This is a genomic window from Streptomyces sp. NRRL F-525, assembly GCF_000716605.1.
Taxonomy (GTDB): domain Bacteria; phylum Actinomycetota; class Actinomycetes; order Streptomycetales; family Streptomycetaceae; genus Streptomyces.
Map to the genome: position 1 here is coordinate 1 of NZ_JNXE01000029.1, position 19027 is coordinate 19027.

General features: G+C 70.3%; 14 protein-coding genes. 11 read left to right on the plus strand and 3 right to left on the minus strand.

The window, feature by feature from the left end:
- Positions 1-482: 482 nt before the first annotated feature.
- The gene (locus tag OO69_RS32875; RefSeq protein WP_078652669.1) at positions 483-1442 is read right to left on the minus strand and encodes a helix-turn-helix domain-containing protein; all 960 of its coding nucleotides are present in this window, start codon (positions 1440-1442) and stop codon (positions 483-485) included.
- A 268-nt stretch (positions 1443-1710) separates the two neighbouring features.
- Between OO69_RS32875 and iolC the strand changes: the two genes are divergently transcribed.
- The 10 genes from iolC (at position 1711) to OO69_RS32925 (ending at position 17168) form a co-directional block, all read left to right on the plus strand.
- Positions 1711-2661 carry a 5-dehydro-2-deoxygluconokinase gene (gene iolC / locus OO69_RS32880; protein ID WP_033284523.1) on the plus strand — a complete coding sequence of 317 codons (951 nt, stop codon included), beginning with the start codon at positions 1711-1713 and terminating at the stop codon, positions 2659-2661.
- 164 nt (positions 2662-2825) lie between these two features.
- The gene (locus OO69_RS32885; RefSeq protein ID WP_033284612.1) at positions 2826-3695 is read left to right on the plus strand and encodes a Cgl0159 family (beta/alpha)8-fold protein; all 870 of its coding nucleotides are present in this window, start codon (positions 2826-2828) and stop codon (positions 3693-3695) included.
- A 10-nt stretch (positions 3696-3705) separates the two neighbouring features.
- Entirely contained in the window at positions 3706-4545 is an 840-nt protein-coding gene (gene iolB / locus OO69_RS32890; protein ID WP_033284524.1) for a 5-deoxy-glucuronate isomerase, read from the plus strand.
- Positions 4542-6425 carry a 3D-(3,5/4)-trihydroxycyclohexane-1,2-dione acylhydrolase (decyclizing) gene (iolD, locus tag OO69_RS32895; protein ID WP_033284525.1) on the plus strand — a complete coding sequence of 628 codons (1884 nt, stop codon included), beginning with the start codon at positions 4542-4544 and terminating at the stop codon, positions 6423-6425. The genes iolB and iolD overlap by 4 nt, the downstream gene beginning before the upstream one ends.
- 14 nt (positions 6426-6439) lie before the next feature.
- Positions 6440-7942 carry a CoA-acylating methylmalonate-semialdehyde dehydrogenase gene (gene mmsA, locus OO69_RS32900; RefSeq protein ID WP_033284526.1) on the plus strand — a complete coding sequence of 501 codons (1503 nt, stop codon included), beginning with the start codon at positions 6440-6442 and terminating at the stop codon, positions 7940-7942.
- Between the two features lie 197 nt (positions 7943-8139).
- A complete protein-coding gene (locus OO69_RS32905) occupies positions 8140-9573 on the plus strand; it encodes an APC family permease (RefSeq protein WP_033284613.1) in 1434 nt (477 codons plus the stop codon).
- Between the two features lie 160 nt (positions 9574-9733).
- On the plus strand, positions 9734-12538 hold the full coding sequence (locus tag OO69_RS32910; RefSeq protein ID WP_033284527.1) for an alpha/beta fold hydrolase: 2805 nt from the start codon (positions 9734-9736) through the stop codon (positions 12536-12538).
- Positions 12535-13398, plus strand: coding sequence for an ABC transporter permease (locus tag OO69_RS32915; RefSeq protein ID WP_033284528.1), 864 nt, complete (start codon positions 12535-12537; stop codon positions 13396-13398). The genes OO69_RS32910 and OO69_RS32915 overlap by 4 nt, the downstream gene beginning before the upstream one ends.
- A gap of 148 nt (positions 13399-13546) precedes the next feature.
- Entirely contained in the window at positions 13547-15148 is a 1602-nt protein-coding gene (locus tag OO69_RS32920; RefSeq protein WP_078652670.1) for a vWA domain-containing protein, read from the plus strand.
- 88 nt (positions 15149-15236) lie between these two features.
- A complete protein-coding gene (locus OO69_RS32925; protein WP_033284529.1) occupies positions 15237-17168 on the plus strand; it encodes an AMP-dependent synthetase/ligase in 1932 nt (643 codons plus the stop codon).
- A gap of 59 nt (positions 17169-17227) precedes the next feature.
- Here the strand turns inward: OO69_RS32925 and OO69_RS32930 are convergent, their stop codons facing one another.
- Both OO69_RS32930 and OO69_RS32935 read right to left on the minus strand, forming a co-directional pair.
- On the minus strand, positions 17228-17638 hold the full coding sequence (locus tag OO69_RS32930) for a rodlin (protein WP_033284530.1): 411 nt from the start codon (positions 17636-17638) through the stop codon (positions 17228-17230).
- A gap of 314 nt (positions 17639-17952) precedes the next feature.
- Positions 17953-18366 (minus strand): rodlin, encoded by a 414-nt coding sequence (locus tag OO69_RS32935; protein ID WP_033284531.1) that lies wholly within the window; start codon positions 18364-18366, stop codon positions 17953-17955.
- Between the two features lie 191 nt (positions 18367-18557).
- On the opposite strand from OO69_RS32935, the gene OO69_RS32940 reads away from it, so the two are divergent.
- Complete coding sequence (locus tag OO69_RS32940) at positions 18558-18974, plus strand: rodlin (RefSeq protein ID WP_019056497.1); 417 nt, start codon at positions 18558-18560, stop codon at positions 18972-18974.
- The last annotated feature ends 53 nt before the right edge of the window (positions 18975-19027 follow it).

The window sequence follows — 19027 nt, forward strand, 5'->3', positions numbered from 1 at the left end:
GGCGTGCGGGGTGGGGAGGTGGGCCGGGCACGCTGGGGCGGGGTGGCGAGATGGCCCGGATCTCCTGCACCGGCCCTGGTGAAGGTGGCCCGGATCTCCTGCACCGGCCCTGGTGAAGGTGGCCCGGATCTCCTGCACCGGCCCTGGTGAAAGTGGGCCCGATCTCCCGCACCGGCTCCGGCGAAGGTGGGCCCGATCTCCCGCACCGGTCCCCGGCGAAGGTAGGCCCGGATCTTCCGCACCGGCCCCGGCCGAGGCGGCCCGGATCCCCCGCGTCGGCCCCGAGCGAGGTAGGCCGGATCCCCGTCCCGGCCCCGGCAAGGCGCCCCGGATCCCCACCCCACCCCACCCACACGCACCCAAGGCGGGCCGGACCCGCTGCGACAGGTCCGGCCCGCTGCCCCCGCATCCCCCGTCGGACCGGTGACCCCCTGAGGACCCTCGCGTCCCCAGGGATCAACCGGCCAGGCGCTCAGCCTGCATCAACGTGCCCGGCCGGTCTTGGAAAAATCCGCACTACGGCCCGGCGCGAGCAACAGACTCGTCGCCTCGCCCGTCATCCGGTCGCCGGCCGGCATCCCGGACCGCGCCACCGCCGGACCCACCCGCGCCACCGCGAACTGCCCCGGCGTGCACCCCGTCATCGCCCTGAACTCGCCGCTCAGGTGCGCCTGGTCGTAGAAGCCGCAGACCGCCGCCGTCTCCGCCTGGCTGCGGCCGGACGCGAGGAGCCGCCGGGCCCGTTGCAGCCTCAGTACCCGCGCCGCCGCCTTGGGGCCGAGGCCGATCTGTTCCCGGAAGCGGTTCTCCAACTGCCGTACGCTCCAGCCCACTTCCTCCGCGAGCCGGGGCACCGGCACCGCGCCCCGGGTCCGCACCAGCTCCGACCAGGCCCGCACCACCCGCTCCGAACTCGGCGTACCGGCAGCCGACCAGCGGGTCAACACGTCGTCCAGCAGCCCGAATCGAGCCTCCCAGGTCGGCAACGCGGCCAGCCCGGCGGCCAGTTCACCGATCCCGGCCCAGCGGGAGCCGAGCACGTGCGGGAGTTCGTCGGGGTCCACCACCCGGTCGGCGAGTTCGTGCTGAGCCGTACCGAACAGCGTGAACGCCGCCCACGGCATCAGCAGCACCTCGACTCCCGCGAGCCGCCCGCTGTGTTCGCCGAGCGCCGCAGTGGTCGTAGGACCGCAGAACACGGACCCCAGCGTCGCCGTGGGCCGCCCCGCCCGCGAGATCCGCACCGACCCCTCGAACCCGAGCAGCAAGGTAGCCGCCCCGATCGGCGCCTCCAGCCGAGCCCGCGGCCGCGCCAGGTCGAGCCGCATCCCGCGATAACTGATCACCCCGGGCCGCAGGCGCGGATGCGGCGACCCGAGCGCGGTCTCCCAGGACCCATCGGCCCCGTGCCCGCGCCGGATGTACACGGCAGCAACAGACATCCACTCATAGTCCACGGGACTACAGCGCCCCGTAAGGGGCGCGGGGAACTGCGCGACAAGCCACAACGGACCCGCACCCGACGAACAACCTGACACGGCGGTCACTGTGCAAGCCCTTACCCCCAACCCACCCCCGTCTCGTCCGAATGTCTGGACAAAACATTGACAGGGCTCGGCCACCGGGACTACAAACCGTGGAGAGCCGAAACGAAGCCGCTCCGCATCCGGTCCTCAGGGGGACCGCTCGCGCGGGCGCGAAGGGAAGTCGATGGCGTACGACCTGATCACCATGGGGCGGCTAGGGGTGGACCTCTACCCGCTGCAGACGGGCGTGCCGCTGCCCCAGGTGACGACCTTCGGGAAGTTCCTCGGCGGCTCGGCGGCGAACGTCGCGGTCGCCGCCGCCCGGCTCGGTCGCGAGGTCGCCCTCGTCTCGCGCACCGGCGACGACCCCTTCGGCACCTACCTGCACGAGGCGCTGCGCGACTTCGGGGTGGACGACCGCTGGGTCACGCCCGTCGCGGAGTACCCGACCCCGGTCACGTTCTGCGAGATCTTCCCGCCGGACGACTTCCCGCTGTACTTCTACCGGCAGCCCAAGGCCCCGGACCTGGAGATCGACGCCCACGACCTCGACCTGGACGCGATCCACGAGGCCCGTATCTTCTGGATCACCGGCACCGGCCTGAGCGAGGAGCCCAGCCGTACGGCCACGCTCGCGGCCCTCGCCCACCGCGCCAAGTCCGGTACGACGGTCTTCGACCTCGACTGGCGCCCCATGTTCTGGAAGGACCCGAGCGCGGCCCGCCCCTTCTACGAAGAGGCCCTGCGCCACACCACCGTCGCCGTCGGCAACCTCGACGAGGTCGAGGTCGCCACCGGCGTACGCGAACCGCACGCCGCCGCCCGCGCGCTGCTGGACGCCGGAGTCGAACTCGCCGTGGTCAAGCAGGGCCCCAAGGGCGTCCTGGCCGTGCACCGCGACGGTACGACCGCCGAGGTACCCCCGCTCCCCGTGACCGTCCTCAACGGACTCGGCGCCGGTGACGCCTTCGGCGGCTCGCTCTGCCACGGCCTGCTCTCCGGCTGGGACCTGGAGAAGATCATGCGCCACGCCAACGCGGCCGGCGCGATCGTCGCCTCCCGCCTGGAGTGCTCCTCCGCGATGCCGACCGTCGCCGAGGTCGAGGGCGCCGTCGCCGCCGGAGCGGTGCTGTGAGGGCGGGTCGTGTGACGGGCGCCGAGCACGGGGGCGAGTACGAGGGCCAGTACGAAGGCGGGGACGGTGTGACGCACGCGCACGGCGAGCAGGGTGACGGGGACGACGTCTCCGGCCACGAAGGCAACACCGGCACCGGCGCAGGCACCGGCCCCCGCGTCGACATCTCCGAACTCGTCCGCACCCGCGCCCGCCACCCCGAAGCGATCGCCGAGGCCGCCGCCCGCCGCGTCCGCCGCCCGCTGCTCAACGACGCCGGCCGCCTGATGATCGTCGCCGCCGACCACCCCGCCCGCGGAGCCCTCGGCGTCGGCGACCACAAGTTCGCCATGGCCAACCGCGCCGAACTCCTCGAACGCCTCTGCCTCGCGCTCTCCCGGCCCGGCGTCGACGGCGTCCTGGCGACCGCCGACATCCTCGACGACCTGCTCCTCCTCGGCGCCCTCGACGGCAAGGTCGTCATGGGCTCGATGAACCGCGGCGGCCTCCAGGGCGCGAGCTTCGAACTCGACGACCGCTTCACCGGCCACCGCGCCGAGGACATCGAGCGCCTCAACTTCGACGCGGGCAAGTTGCTGCTCCGCATCGACTACGACGACCCCGGCTCCCTCACCACCCTGGAGTCCACCGCCCGCGCCATCGACGACATGGCCGCGCGTCAACTCCCGCTCTTCGTCGAGCCGTTCATCAGCCGCCGCACCGACGAGGGCAAGCTGAAGAACGACCTCTCCGCCGAGGCCGTCATCAAGTCCATCGCCATCTCCTCGGGCCTGGGCGGCACTTCGGCCTACACCTGGCTCAAGCTCCCGGTCACCGAGAACCCGGACGACATGGCCCAGGTCATGGAGACCTCCACGCTCCCCGCCGTGCTGCTGGGCGGCGAGGTCGGCGACGACCAGGACGGCGCCTACGAGAAGTGGCGCGGCGCCCTCCAACTCCCCACCGTGCGCGGCCTGGTCGTCGGCCGCTCGCTGCTCTACCCGGCGGACGGAGACGTCGCCGCCGCCGTGGACACCGCCGTAGGACTGCTGTGAGGGGCGCGTTATGACGACCGCCGAGCCGTACGTCCCCGAGCTGTACGTCCCCAAGGGCTCGGCCGCCAACGCGCAGTACGCCGTGGACATCGACCCCAAGCGGGCCGGCTGGACCCACAGCAGTCTGCGGGTCGTCGAGCTGGAGCCGGGCGGGACACACCACTTCACCACCGGTGACAGCGAGTGGATCGTGCTTCCGCTCGGCGGGGGATGTACCGTGCGAATTGAGGACGAAGAGTTCCAACTCCTGGGCAGGGAAAGCGTGTTCGCCGGAGTCACCGACTTCGCGTACGTGCCCCGCGACGCCCAGGCCAAGATCGCCTCCGGCGCGGGAGGCCGCTTCGCCCTGGCAGGAGCGAAGTGCGAGCGACGACTCCCCGCTCGCTACGGCCCCGCGCCGGAGGTTCCGGTGGAACGACGCGGCGACGGCACCTGCCTGCGCCGCGTCCGCAACTTCGCCTCGGCCGACGCCTTCGACTGCGACAAGCTGATCGCCGTCGAGGTGATCACCCCCGGCGGCAACTGGTCCTCGTACCCGCCCCACAAGCACGACGAACAACGGCCGGGCGAGGAAGCCGAGTTGGAGGAGATCTACTACTTCGAGATCGACGGCCCGAACGGTTTCGGCTATCAGCGCGTATTCCCCTCCCGTGAGGGCGGATCCGACGTCCTCGCGGAGGTCCGCTCCGGCGACGCCGTGCTCGTGCCCGATGGCTGGCACGGCCCGTCGATCGCCCAGCCGGGTCACGACATGTACTACCTGAACGTCATGGCGGGGCCGGGTGGAACGAGGGAGTGGCGGATCTGCTTCCACCCGGACCACGTTGAAAGCACAGGTGGTTACCGATGACCTCGACGACGAGGCTGACGGTCGCACAGGCACTCGTACGGTTCCTGTCCGTCCAGTACACCGAACGCGACGGCGTACGGCGGCGGTTGATCGACGCGACCTGGGGCATCTTCGGCCACGGCAACGTGGCCGGCCTCGGCCAGGCCCTCATCGAGTACACCGACGAGATGCCGTTCCACCAGGGCCGCAACGAACAGTCCATGGTCCACGCGGCAGTTGGGTACGCCCGTCAGTCGAATCGCCTGTCCGCACACGCGGTTACGACGTCCATCGGCCCCGGCGCCACGAACCTCGTCACCGGCGCCGCCCTCGCCACCATCAACCACCTCCCGGTCCTGCTCCTCCCCGGCGACACCTTCGCCACCCGCGTCGCCGACCCGGTGCTCCAGCAGCTCGAAGTCCCGTACGCGGGCGACGTGTCGGTCAACGACTGCCTGCGCCCGGTGTCGAAGTACTTCGACCGGATCACCCGCCCCGAGGCCCTGATCCCGGCGGCGCTCCAAGCCATGCGCGTACTCGCCGACCCGGTCGAGACCGGAGCCGTAACTCTCGCTCTCCCGCAGGACGTTCAGGCCGAGGCGTACGACTGGCCGGACGAGTTCTTCGCCGAACGCACCTGGCACGTAAGGCGCCCGGCCGCCGACCCGGCCGAACTCGCAGAAGCGGTAAGGGCAGTTCGCGAGGCCAAGCGCCCCCTGATCATCGCGGGCGGCGGAGTCCACCACAGCCGCGCCGAGGCAGCCCTCGCGGAGTTCGCGTCGGCCACCGGCATTCCGGTCGCCTCCACCCAGGCCGGCAAGGGCTCCCTGAACCACGACCACCCCCAGGACGTCGGCGGCATCGGCCACACCGGCACCGCGACCGCCGACGAACTCGCCCGCCTGGCCGACCTGGTGATCGGCGTCGGCACCCGCTACACCGACTTCACCACCGGCTCCCACACCCTCTTCGAACGCCCCGGCGTCCGCTTCCTCAACCTCAACATCGGTGCCTACGACGGCCACAAGCTCGCCGGGCAGCCGCTGATCGCGGACGCGCGGAGCGGACTGGCCGCGCTGGCAGGGGAGTTGGGCCAGGACGCGTACCGGGTCACCGAGTCGTACATCGCCGAGTACCGCGAGGACAAGGAGCGTTGGGAACAACGCGTCGATGCCTGCTACGAGGCCGAGGAACCCGACGTACGACCGACACAGCCCCAAGTCCTGGGCGCGCTGGACGAGATCGTCGACGAGTCCGACATCCTCATCAACGCGGCCGGTTCGCTCCCCGGCGATCTGCACAAGCTGTGGCGGACGCGGTCGTTCGACCAGTACCACCTGGAGTACGGCTACTCCTGCATGGGCTACGAGATCCCGGCCGCGATCGGCGTGAAGCTGGCCGCGCCGGACCGGCCGGTGTGGGCGCTGGTCGGCGACGGCACGTACCTGATGATGCCGACGGAGATCGTGACCGCCGTACAAGAGGGCATCGCGATCAAGGTCCTGCTGATACAGAACCACGGGTACGCGTCGATAGGCGGCCTGTCCGAGTCGGTCGGCGGAGAGCGCTTCGGCACGGCCTACCGCCACCAGGCCGACGACGGCACCTACACCGGCGCCCCGCTGCCCGTCGACCTCGCCGCCAACGCGGCCAGTCTCGGCATGCGGGTGCTGCGTGCGAAGACCGTCAGCGACCTGCGTGAAGCGCTTGCCGTGGCGCGGGCGGCCGACACTCCCACATGTGTCTACGTGGAGACCGAAACCGCAGACACTGTGTCGGGCGCGCCTCCCGCGCAGGCCTGGTGGGATGTACCTGTGGCCGCGACCGCGACCCGATCGTCCGCGGTCAAGGCACGTGAGCTGTACGAACGGCACGTCTCCACCCGACGCCGCCATCTGTGAAGGAGCAACTGGGCATGACGAAGATCGTCAACCACTGGATCGGCGGCAAGACCGTCGAAGGCGCGTCGGGCACGTACGGGCCGGTCACCGACCCGGCGACCGGCGCGGTCACCACCAAGGTCGCCTTCGCGACCGTCGACGAGGTCGACGCGGCCGTCGCCGCCGCCAAGGACGCGTACGCGACCTGGGGCACCTCGTCGCTCGCCAAGCGCACCACGATCCTCTTCAAGTTCCGCGCGCTGCTGGACGCCAACCGGGACGCGATCGCCGAGCTCATCACCGCCGAGCACGGCAAGGTGCACAGCGACGCGCTGGGCGAGGTCGCGCGCGGCCTGGAGATCGTCGACCTGGCGTGCGGGATCACCGTGCAGCTGAAGGGCGAGCTGTCGACGGAGGTCGCCAGCCGCGTCGACGTCTCGTCGATCCGCCAGCCCCTTGGCGTGGTCGCGGGCATCACGCCGTTCAACTTCCCGGCCATGGTGCCGATGTGGATGTTCCCGATCGCCATCGCGACCGGCAACACCTTCGTCCTCAAGCCGTCCGAGAAGGACCCGTCGGCGTCCCTGAAGATCGCCGAACTCCTCGCGGAGGCAGGCCTCCCGGACGGCGTCTTCAACGTCGTCAACGGCGACAAGGTGGCGGTGGACCGCCTCCTGGAGCACCCGGACGTGAAGGCGGTGTCGTTCGTCGGCTCGACCCCGATCGCCCGCTACATCCACACCACGGCCGCCGCGAACCACAAGCGCGTCCAGGCCCTGGGCGGCGCCAAGAACCACATGCTGGTCCTCCCGGACGCCGACCTCGACGCGGCGGCGGACGCGGCCGTGAGCGCGGCCTACGGGTCGGCCGGCGAGCGCTGCATGGCCATCTCGGCCGTCGTAGCGGTCGGTTCGATCGGCGACGAGCTGGTCGAGAAGATCCGCGAGCGCGCCGAGAAGATCAAGATCGGCCCCGGCAACGACCCGACGAGCGAGATGGGCCCGCTGATCACCGCGGTCCACCGCGACAAGGTGGCGTCCTACGTCACGGGCGCGGCGGCCGAAGGCGCGGAGGTCGTCCTCGACGGCACCGGCTACACGGTCGAGGGCTTCGAGGACGGCCACTGGATCGGCATCTCCCTCCTCGACAAGGTGCCGACCACGGCGAAGGCGTACCAGGACGAGATCTTCGGCCCGGTCCTCTGCGTCCTGCGCGTGGACACGTACGACGAGGGCGTGGCGCTGATCAACAGCTCCCCGTTCGGCAACGGCACCGCGATCTTCACCCGCGACGGCGGCGCCGCCCGCCGCTTCCAGCTGGAGATCGAGGCCGGCATGGTCGGCGTCAACGTCCCGATCCCCGTCCCGGTGGGCTACCACTCGTTCGGCGGCTGGAAGGACTCCCTCTTCGGGGACCACCACATCTACGGCAACGACGGCACGCACTTCTACACCCGCGGCAAGGTCGTCACGACCCGCTGGCCGGACCCGGCCGACGGCCCGTCGGGCGTGGACCTGGGCTTCCCGCGCAACCACTGAGAAACCCTGAACGGGGCCGTCCGCATCGCGGACGGCCCCATTTTTTCGCCTACGACGACTGCGGTTCCCGTACCGAGCCGAACCGGGACCGACACTGCGTCGAGATGCCGAATAGGCCGCTCCATCCACTCTCGATCAACGAATTCCGTAGGTGAACACCCATTGACGTGACGGTTTCGTCAATGTTCCATCAGCGCGTGACCGACACCCTCTCCACCGCCGAAGCCGCCGAAGCCGCCACAGCCGAGGCGCCGGACACCTCCGGGCGCCCGCAGCAGCTGAAGCGTTCCATCGGCATCGTCGGCGGCACGCTCCTCACGCTCTCCTGCGTGACACCGGCCTCCACGCTCTTCGTGGTCGTCCCCGACCTGTTCGGCTCGCTCGGCACCGCGACCGCCCTCACGATCGCGATCGGCTCGGTCCTCTGCATAGCCGTGGCGTTCTGCTACTCGGAGCTGGGCACCCTCATCCCCAGCGCGGGCGGCGAGTACGCGATGGTGTCGACGCTGGCGGGCAGGCTCGCGGGCTGGCTGGTCTTCGTCCTGTCCCTCCTGGTCGTGATGATCGTCCCGCCGGTGATAGCGATGGGTACGGCGGACTACCTGGCCCCGATAGCCCACCTGAACCCGTCCATGACCGGCGCGGGTGTGATGCTCCTGGCCACGCTGGCAGGCCTGTTGGACCTGCGCGCCAACGCGTGGATCACGGGCATTTTCCTGGTCCTGGAGGTCATAGCGGCGGGAGTCGTGGCGCTCCTGGGCTTCACCCACAGCCAGCGAGGCATCGGCAGCCTCACCTCGATGCAGGTAGCGGGGACGCACGGCCACACAGACACGGTGACGGCGATGCTGGTGGTGTCCGGCCTGGCGATAGCCCTCTTCGTCACGCAAGGCTTCTCAACGGCGGTCTACCTCTCCGAGGAGTTGGAGAACCCGCGCCGCAACGTGGCCCGCACGGTCCTGGCCACCCTCGCGATCTCGACGGTGATCATCCTGGTCCCGGTGGTGGCGATCACGATGGGAGCGTCCGACCTCTCGACCCTGACAGGCGGCGACATCAGCACCATGGTGACGGCGTGGTCCAACTCCGCGGTGGGCACCTTCGTCAGCCTCTGCGTAGCCCTGGCGATCATCAACGCGGGCATCGTCATGGTCATCCAGAACTCCCGAGTCCTCTTCGCCTCCGCCAGGGACAAGGCCTGGCCCCAGCCGGTCAACACGGTCTTCTCCAAACTCGGCCGCTTCGGCTCCCCTTGGGTGGCCACCCTCGCCGTAGGCATCCCCGGCGCGATCCTCTGCTTCGTCAACTTGGACACCCTGTACGGCGTGACAGGCGTCTCGGTGACCGGCATGTACCTGCTCGTGGCAGTGGCGGCCCTACTGTCCCGCCGAGGCCATCACCGCCACACACACGCATGGCGCATGCCGTTGTGGCCCGCAATGCCGATCTTGCTGATCGCAGTCCTGGCCTACATCCTCACCCAGCAGGAAACGACCTACTTGCTGTGGACGGGCGGCATAGTCACAGCAGCAACTCTGTACTGGGCCCTGTACTTGCGCCCGCGCAGAGAGACCCGCTGGCTGATCTCACTCCCCGAGGAGGACGAGGCCCCGAAGGGGCGAGCCCTCTAGGGGCGCGGGGAACTGCGCGCTCAGCCCCAACGCACCCGCACCCGGCAACGCAACAGCACCCCCCGACCCAGAGCCCGTACTCCCAGCGCGGTACACAGCCATCCCCGGTTCACCCCAGGGTCTGCCCCAACTGTCAGAGACGCCCCGTACCGTTGAACGCATGGATCTTCGACTGCCCGGGCGACAAGGCCTACGACGACTACGACACCCCCGGCGCTGGCTGGCAGCCACCGCGGCCGTCGTCGTGCTCGCCGCCGCCGGCACCTGGACGGCCGCAGCGTCCGACACCAAACCCCCGGTCCACCAATCGGACCGGATGATGGCGATCGACGGCGTCACCTTGGACACCTCGTACTTCACAACAGGCGGATCGACCCGCCGCCCCGCCGTCCTCCTTGCGCACGGCTTCGGCGGCAACAAAGAAGACGTACGAAAAGAAGCCCAAGCCCTGGCCCGGGACGGCTACGCGGTACTCACCTGGTCCGCCCGCGGCTTCGGCAAGTCCACCGGCAAGATCGGCCTGAACGACCCGTCCGGCGAGGTCAAGGACGTATCGAAACTGATCGACTGGCTGGCGAAGCAACCGGACGTGGAACTGGACAAGCCGGGCGACCCGCGCGTGGGCATGGCGGGAGGTTCCTACGGAGGCGCGATCTCCCTCCTGGCCGCGGGCTACGACGACCGGGTCGACGCGATCGCCCCGGCGATCACGTACTGGAACCTCGCGGACGCCCTGTTCCCGAACGGCGTCTTCAAGAAGCTCTGGGCCGGCATTTTCATCAACTCCGGTGGCGGCTGCGCCAAGTTCGAGCCCGCGCTGTGCCAGATGTACGACCGCGTCGCCGAGTCGGGCAAGCCGGACGCCCAGGCCCGCGCACTCCTGGAAGCCCGTTCACCGTCGGCCGTGGCGACGCACATCAACGTGCCGACCCTCCTGCTCCAGGGCCAGACGGACTCCCTCTTCCCGCTCGGCCAGGCCGACGCCGCCGAGAAGGCGATCCGCGCGAACGGCGCCCCCGTGGACGTCGACTGGATCGCCGGCGGCCATGACGGCGGCGACATGGAGACGAGCCGAGTCCAGGCCCGCGTGACGTCCTGGTTCGACCGGTACCTGAAGGACGACAAGAACACCGACACCGGCCCCGCGTTCCGCGTCACCCGCACCGGAGGCGTCGACTCCACGGACGGCGCGGCCCTGCTGCGCGGCGCGAGCGGCAGCGCGTACCCCGGCCTGGAGAGCGACCCGCGCACGATCGCCCTGACCGGCCGCCGCGAACAGTCCTTCACCAACCCGGCCGGCGCCAGCCCACCCGCGATCTCGGCCCTGCCGGGCCTGGGCAGCACAGGCGGCCTGTCCCAGCTCTCCTCCCTGGGCATCGGGGTCTCCCTCGACTTCCCCGGCCAGTACGCCGCGTTCGACTCGGCCCCCCTCACCACCGGCCTCCGCATCACCGGCTCGCCCACGGTCACCGTCCACGTGAAGTCGACGAGCGACGACACCGTCCTCTTCGGCAAGGTCTACGACGTGGGCCCCGGTGGCACCCAACAGGTGCTCCCCTCCCAGCTGGTGACCCCCTTCAGGGTCGACGGCACCAAGTCCGGCAAGGACGTCACGATCACCCTCCCGGCCATCGACTACGACGTCCAGAGCGGCCACCACCTGCGCCTGGTCCTCGCCTCGACGGACCTGGGCTACGCCTCCCCGGCGGCCCCGGCGACGTACACGGTCACCCTGAAGAGCGACCTCAAGGTACCGACGGCCCCCAGTGTCACGACCGCGGCGGCGACGCTCCCGTCCTGGGTGTGGTGGCTCCCGCTCGCGGGCGTGGCGATCGCGCTGGCCCTGCTCCTGACCGGACGCAGGCGTACGGCATCGACGCCCCCCGACCCCGCCATTGCCGAAGTCCCGCTCCAGATCACCGACTTGAGCAAGCGGTACGCGAAGTCGGCGGACCGGTACGCGGTACGGGACCTGTCCTTCCGCGTCGAGAAGGGCCAGGTGCTCGGCCTCCTGGGTCCGAACGGCGCGGGCAAGACGACCACCCTGCGCATGCTGATGGGCCTGATCAAGCCGGACGCCGGTGAGATCAGGGTCTTCGGCCACGCGATCCGCCCGGGTGCCCCCGTCCTCTCCCGGGTCGGCGCGTTCGTCGAGGGCGCGGGCTTCCTCCCGCACCTCTCCGGCCGCGAGAACCTGGAGCTGTACTGGCAGGCGACCGGACGCCCGCCCCAGGACGCCCACTTGGAGGAGGCCCTGGAGATCGCGGGCCTCGGCGACGCGCTCGCCCGCGCGGTCCGCACCTACTCCCAGGGCATGCGCCAGCGCCTCGCCATCGCCCAGGCCATGCTCGGCCTCCCCGACCTCCTCATCCTCGACGAACCGACCAACGGCCTCGACCCGCCCCAGATCCGCGAGATGCGCGAGGTGATGATCCGCTACGCGGCAGCCGGCCGCACGGTCATCGTCTCCAGCCACCTCCTCGCCGAGGTCGAACAGACCTGCACCCACCTGGTGGTCATGGACCGCGGCCGCCTGGTCCAGGCGGGCCCGGTCGCCGAGATCGTCGGCTCCGGGGACTCCCTCCTGGTCGGCCTCGCAACAGATATTCCGGACCCCTTGGTGGAGAAGGTGGCGGCCCTGCCCGGGGTCGAGTCGGCAACACGAACAGAGGGCGCCCTCCTGGTACGCCTGACGGCAGCGCCCCAGAGGGGCGCGGGGCTGCATCCATCAGCGGCTCCGCCGCGGAGCGCGCCCAGCCACGACGGCGCAGCAGACGAACAACTACAAGCCGCCGCACACTCGGGCACTCTCGCAAACGCCACCCGCGAAACCGACGGCACTGAAACACTCACCGCCGCCCGCCTCCTCGTAGAGCTGGTCCGCCTGGAGGTCCCGGTCTCCTCCCTCGGCCCCCACCGCCGACTGGAAGACGCCTTCCTCACCCTGATCGGAGGTTCCGCATGAGCACGCTCGCCGAGCCCGTAGAGGTGGCCTCCGGCTACCGGGCGGGCCGCACCCTGCCCCTACGGGTCGAACTGGTCCGGCAGTTGAAGCGGCGCCGCACGCTGGTCATGGGCGGCATCCTCGCCGCGCTGCCCTTCATCCTGGTCGCCGCCTTCGCGATCGGCGGCACCCCGGGCGACCGCGGCTCCCAGCTGACGCTGATGGACACGGCCACCTCGTCCGGCGCCAACTTCGCCGCGGTGAACCTGTTCGTGTCCGCGGGCTTCCTCCTGGTCGTCCCGGTCGCCCTGTTCTGCGGGGACACGGTCGCCTCGGAGGCGAGCTGGTCCTCCCTGCGCTATCTGCTCGCGGCACCAGTGCCGAGAGCCCGCCTCCTCTGGTCCAAGCTGGTCGTCGGCCTGACCCTCAGCCTGGCCGCGATGATCCTGCTCCCGGTCGTCGCCTTGGCCGTCGGCACCGCCGCCTACGGCTGGGGCCCCCTGGAGCTGCCCACCGGCGGCGCGATCGGCGCGGGCACGGCGGCCCAACGCCTGCTGGTGGTCGTGGCGTTCATCTTCGTGTCCCAACTGGTCACCGCCGGGCTCGCGTTCTGGCTCTCGACCAAGACCGACGCCCCCCTCGGCGCGGTCGGCGGAGCGGTCGGCCTGACCATCGTCGGCAACGTCCTGGACGCCGTCACGGCCCTCGGCCACTGGCGCGACTTCCTGCCCGCACACTGGCAGTTCGCCTGGGCGGACGCCGTACAACCCCATCCCGAGTGGTCCGGCATGATCCAGGGCACGGCGGTCTCCGTTACGTACGCCATCGTGCTGTTCGCCCTGGCCTTCAGGGGTTTCGCCCGCAAGGACATCGTGTCCTAGGTCACCGGAGCATCACCCACCGGTCTCGACGGGCCATGATCGCGACCCCTTCGAGACGCTTCCGCAACTCCCCGTAGCGCACATTCCCGCCCCCTCCGCCGTCACAGTCGCAAGAAGCCGACGTCAACGGACCGAGGGGGCACGGGAGATGAAGACCCACCAGACCGACCGAACACGACCGAGGCAGGAGCACGCCCACCACCGCACCCGGAAACCCCGGCGACTGCGCACCACCCTGCTCGCCCTCACCGCCGCGAGCGGCCTGCTCCTCACCGGCTGCGGCGCGGGCGACGGCAGCCACTCCAACACCTCGAACGCGAGGAACCGCACCGGCTTCCCGGCTCCGGCCCCACCCGTAGCCACCGGCGGCGACAACAGCAGCGAACAGGACGGCGAGCAGACCGGCACCCCCGCCGACAAGATCGCCCCGTCCCCGGACTACCTCTCCACCTTCGCCCTCGACGTCGACACCGCCTCCTACGGCTACGCCCGCCGCGTCCTCGCCGACGGCCAGCGCCCCGACCCGTCGACGATCCGCCCCGAGGAGTTCGTCAACAGCTTCCGCCAGGACTACGACCGCCCCGACGGCAACGGCTTCACGGTCACCGTCGACGGCGCCCGCACCGACAGCTCCAACTGGTCCCTCGTCCGCGTGGGCCTCGCCACCCGCACCGCCGACTCCACCGACGAACGCCCGCCCGCCGCCCTGACGTTCGTCATCGACGTCTCCGGTTCCATGAGCGAGACGGGCCGCCTGGACCTCGCCAAGAAGTCCCTCGACGAGATGACCGACCGCCTGCGCGACGACGACTCCGTCGCGCTCGTCACCTTCAGCGACGAGGCCGAGACCGTCCTCCCGATGACCCGCCTCGACGGCCACCGCGGCCAAGTCCACGAAGCCATCGACGAGTTGGAGACCCAGTCCTCCACCAACCTCGGCGCCGGCGTCGAGACCGGCTACGCCACCGCCACCGAGGGCCTGCGCGAAGGCGCCACCAACCGCGTCGTCCTCATCTCCGACGGCCTCGCCAACTCCGGTGACACCAACGCCGATTCGATCCTCGACCGCATCGCGAACGAACGCCGCGACCACGGCATCACCCTCTTCGGCGTCGGCGTCGGCAGCGACTACGGCGACGCCCTGATGGAGAAACTCGCCGACAAGGGCGACGGCCACACCGCGTACATCTCGGACGACGCCGACGCCCGCAAGGTCTTCGTCGACCAACTCCCGCAGAACATCGACCTCACCGCCCGCGACGCCAAGGCCCAGGTCGCCTTCGACCCCGAGACGGTCGCCCAGTTCCGCCTCATCGGCTACGAGGACCGCAAGGTCGCCGACGACGACTTCCGTAACGACAACGTCGACGGCGGCGAGATCGGCCCCGGCCACACCGTCACCGCCCTCTACGCCGTCCGCACCAGGCCCGGCGCCGACGGTCACCTCGCCACCGCGAGCGTCCGCTGGCTCGACCCGAACACCCGCGCCCCGCACGAGGATTCGGGCCAACTGGAGACCGGCGCCCTGCACGACTCCCTGACCAGCGCCCCGAACACCTTCCAGGTCACCGCCGTGGCCGCCTACTTCGCCGACACCCTCCGCTCACCCGAGGACAGCACGGGCACCCTGCCCGGCAACCCCGGCCTCACCGAACTCGCCGCCCGCGCCCACACGTTGGCGAGGAAGACGGAGGACAAGGACGTACGCCAACTCGCCGAAGCGATCGACGAGGCACGCCGAACGGACTGAACCCACCGGAACCGCACAGACCCCATTGACCTTCCCCTACTTGCGAGTAAGTTGACGCCCCAGCCACCGTCGACCGGGAGCAGTCGTCATGGGCGTACGCAAGGACTTGAAGCGGGCGCGGCAACGCACCGACCTGGCGGCCCGCACCCGGGTCCAACTCACCAGGGACGAGCGGGGCGTCGTACGGGAGGCGGGCACGCTGCCCCTCGCCCCGCGCCCGACGACCGGCAGCACCGCAGACCTCCCGTTCACCAACGCGGCGGAGGCCCCCGACACCGTGGTCCTCCGCCGCGAACAGCACGGCACCTGGCACCCCGTCACCGCGACCGCCTTCGCAAGCGAAGTCACCGCCACGGCAAAGGGGTTGATAGCCGCAGGCCTCGAACCAGGCGGCCGGGTAGCGGTCATGTCCCGCACCCGCTACGAGTGGACGGTCCTCGACTTCGCGATCTGGGCGGCCGGCGGCCAGACGGTACCGATCTACGCGACCTCCTCCGCGGACCAAGTGGAGTGGATCGTAAGGGACTCGGGCACCCGCTTCGTCGTCACGGAGACCCCCGAGAACACCGACACGGTCACCACCGCCACGGCCCGCCACCCCCAACCCCCGCGCGTCTGGCAGCTGGACGCCGGAGCCATGGCCGAACTCGCCGCCCTGGGCGAGGAGTTGCCCGACGACGAGATCACCAAGCGCCGCGCCTCCCTCACCCCCGACACGATCGCGACGATCTGCTACACCTCCGGCACCACCGGCCGCCCCAAGGGCTGTGTCCTCACCCACGCGAACCTGCACACCGAGGCCGCCAACCTGGTCGAGTTGCTGCACCCCCTCTTCACGGAGGTCACCGGCCAGGTCGCCTCGACGCTCCTGTTCCTCCCGCTCGCGCACATCATGGGCCGCACCCTCCAGATCGCCTGCCTGATGGCCCGCATCGAGATCGGCCACTGCCCGAGCATCAAGCCCGACGAACTCCGCCCGGCGCTAAGGGAGTTCAGGCCAACGTTCCTCGTCGGCGTGCCGTACCTCTTCGAGAAGATCCACGACGCCGGCCGCGCGACCGCCGAGAAGATGGGCCGCGCCGCCTCCTTCGACCGCGCCGACCGCATCGCCGTCCGCTTCGGCGAGGCCTACCTCAACAAGTTCCTCGGCACCGGCAAGGGCCCCGGCCCCGCCCTCTACGCCGCGTGGGCCCTCTACGACCTGCTGGTCTACCGCCGTATCCGCAAGGAACTCGGCGGTCGCCTGCGCTACGCGATCAGCGGCGGCTCCCCGCTCGACCGCGACCTCAACCTCTTCTTCTCCGCCGCCGGAATCATCGTCTACGAGGGCTACGGCCTCACCGAGACGACGGCCGCCGCCACCGTCGTCCCGCCCCTGCGGCCCCGCCCCGGCACGGTCGGCCTCCCGGTCCCCGGCACCACCATCCGCATCGCCGACGACGGCGAGGTGCTCATCAAGGGCGGGGTGGTCTTCGGCGCCTACTGGAACAACCCGGCGGCCACCGACGCCGTACTGAAGGACGACTGGTTCGCGACCGGGGACCTGGGCGCGCTCGACGAGGACGGCTATCTCACCATCACCGGCCGCAAGAAGGACATCCTCGTCACCAACGGCGGCAAGAACGTCTCCCCGGCCGTCCTGGAGGACCGCCTGCGCAGCCGCGCCCCGGTCGGCCAGTGCCTGGTCGTCGGCGACAACCGCCCCTTCGTCGCCGCCCTGATCACCCTCGACCCCGAGGCCCTCGCCCACTGGCTCGCGGTCCGCAAGCTCCCCGCCGACACCCCGCTCGCCGACCTCGTCGAGGACCCCCGCCTGCGCGCCGACGTCCAGAAGGCCGTCGACCACGCCAACGAGGCCGTCTCCCGCGCCGAGTCCATCCGTGCCTTCGCCCTGATCGAGGGCGAGTTCACCGAGGACAACGGCCTCCTCACCCCGTCCCTGAAACTCAGGCGGCACGTGGTGACGGCGGCCTACGCGGAGGACATCGAGGCCCTGTACGCGAGGCCGAAACAGGCATAACAAGAAGCGGGCCGCCGATGTGCTCGGCGGCCCGCTTCTTGTGGTGCGTGGTGCTGAGGTCAGCTGCCCGAGGCGCCGTTGCCCGACAGGACCGGGATGTTGTCCAGGATGTGCGACAGCGGCTCGTCGCCCTTGGCCTGGGTGGAGTTCTCGGTGCACTGCTGGTTCTGCGGGGCCGAGAGGATCGGCACGTCCTGCAGGACCGTGACCGGCACGACGCCGACGATCGAGGCGAGGTTCGCCTTGACCGGCAGGCCGACACAGGGCTTGTTCAGGGTGCCCTGGACGAGGGAGAGCTGGGGGCTCATGTCGCCCTTGGTCTCCTGGTTGCCGTACTTCTGCACGGCGCCGTTGCCCTGGGTGGTGGTGACACCGTCGTCGTTGCCGATCGCCATCGCCGGGGTGGCGACAGCGGCGGTGGCACCGGCGAGGGAGGCGGCAACAGCCGCGGTCGCCCACAGCTTCTTCATGTTCAAACCCTTTCGGAGGACGGACTCCCGTTGCGGAGCCGCGCGATGATCAACTGAGTGATGACTGGTTTGGTTGCGGCCTTTGCCCTGAATGGAGCAATAAGTCGGCTCGCGTGTAAGTGAATTGGCTGCCTCGCGCGGGGACGCGCCGGGAGATCCGCGGCGGGTCGCTCGGCAGGGGCTGCTGTCCGCGGGGGACCAGCGGACGGGCCGCGCGCAGCTTCCCGAACTCCTCGGCCGCCTTCCGCGCGTCCCGGCGAGGCAGACCAGCGGGCCGCCGAGAGATCGGCGGCCCGCTGTGCGTGTCCGCGAGGTCAGCTGCCCGAGGCGCCGTTGCCCGACAGGACCGGGATGTTGTCCAGGATGTGCGACAGCGGCTCGTCGCCCTTCGCCTGGGTGGAGTTCTCGGTGCACTGCTGGTTCTGCGGCGCGGAGAGGATCGGCACGTCCTGCGCGACGGTGACCGGCACGAGGCCGACCAGCGAGGCCAGGTTCGCCTTGGCGGGCAGGCCGATGCAGGGCTTGTTCAGCGAGCCCTGGATGAGCGCCATCTGGGGGCTCATGTTGCCGTACGTGGCCTGGTTGCCGTAGACCTGCTCGGCGCCGTTGCCGTTCGCCGTGGTGACGCCGTTGTCGTTACCGATCGCCATCGCCGGGGCGGCGACGGCAGCCGAGGCTCCGACGACGGAAGCGGCGACAGCCGCAGCAGCCATAACCTTCTTGATCACTTGCGTGGTCCCTTCTGGAGTAACCCCGTCCACCGGAGCGACCTGAACAACTGGCACCGGGCCGCATGGTTGCTCCGATTCACTCCAATGGCCCAGATGAATCCAACCGGGTGAAGACACGCAACCAATCCGGCCGACCTCTGTTGATGGGGGAGCAGGAATTGTGTCTCTGCCAGGAAAGGACCGCAGAAATGCTCAAGAAGGCAATGGCTGCGACGGCTGTCGCGGCTTCCGTCGTCGGCGTATCGGCGACGGCCGCCCCGCAGGCGCTGGCCATCGGCAACGACAACGGCGTCACCACGGTCAACGGGAACGGTGCCGAGCAGGCCTATGGCAACGCCAAGACGGCCGGCGACATGAGCCCCCAGCTCGGGCTCGCCCAGGGCGACCTGAACAAGCTCTGTGTCGGTCTGCCGGCCAAGGTCAACGCGGCCTCGATCGTGGGCGTGCTGGTGCCGGTCACCGTCCTCCAGGACGTGCCGGTCCTCTCGGCCCCGCAGAACCAGCAGTGCGCCGAGAACTCGACCCAGGCCAAGGGCGACGAGCCGCTGTCGCACATCGCGGACAACATCCCGGTGCTGTCGGGCAACGGCGCCATCGGCAGCTGACCGTTCGTCAATAAAGCGGCCAGGGCGGCCCGTCGGAAATCTCCGTGCGGGCC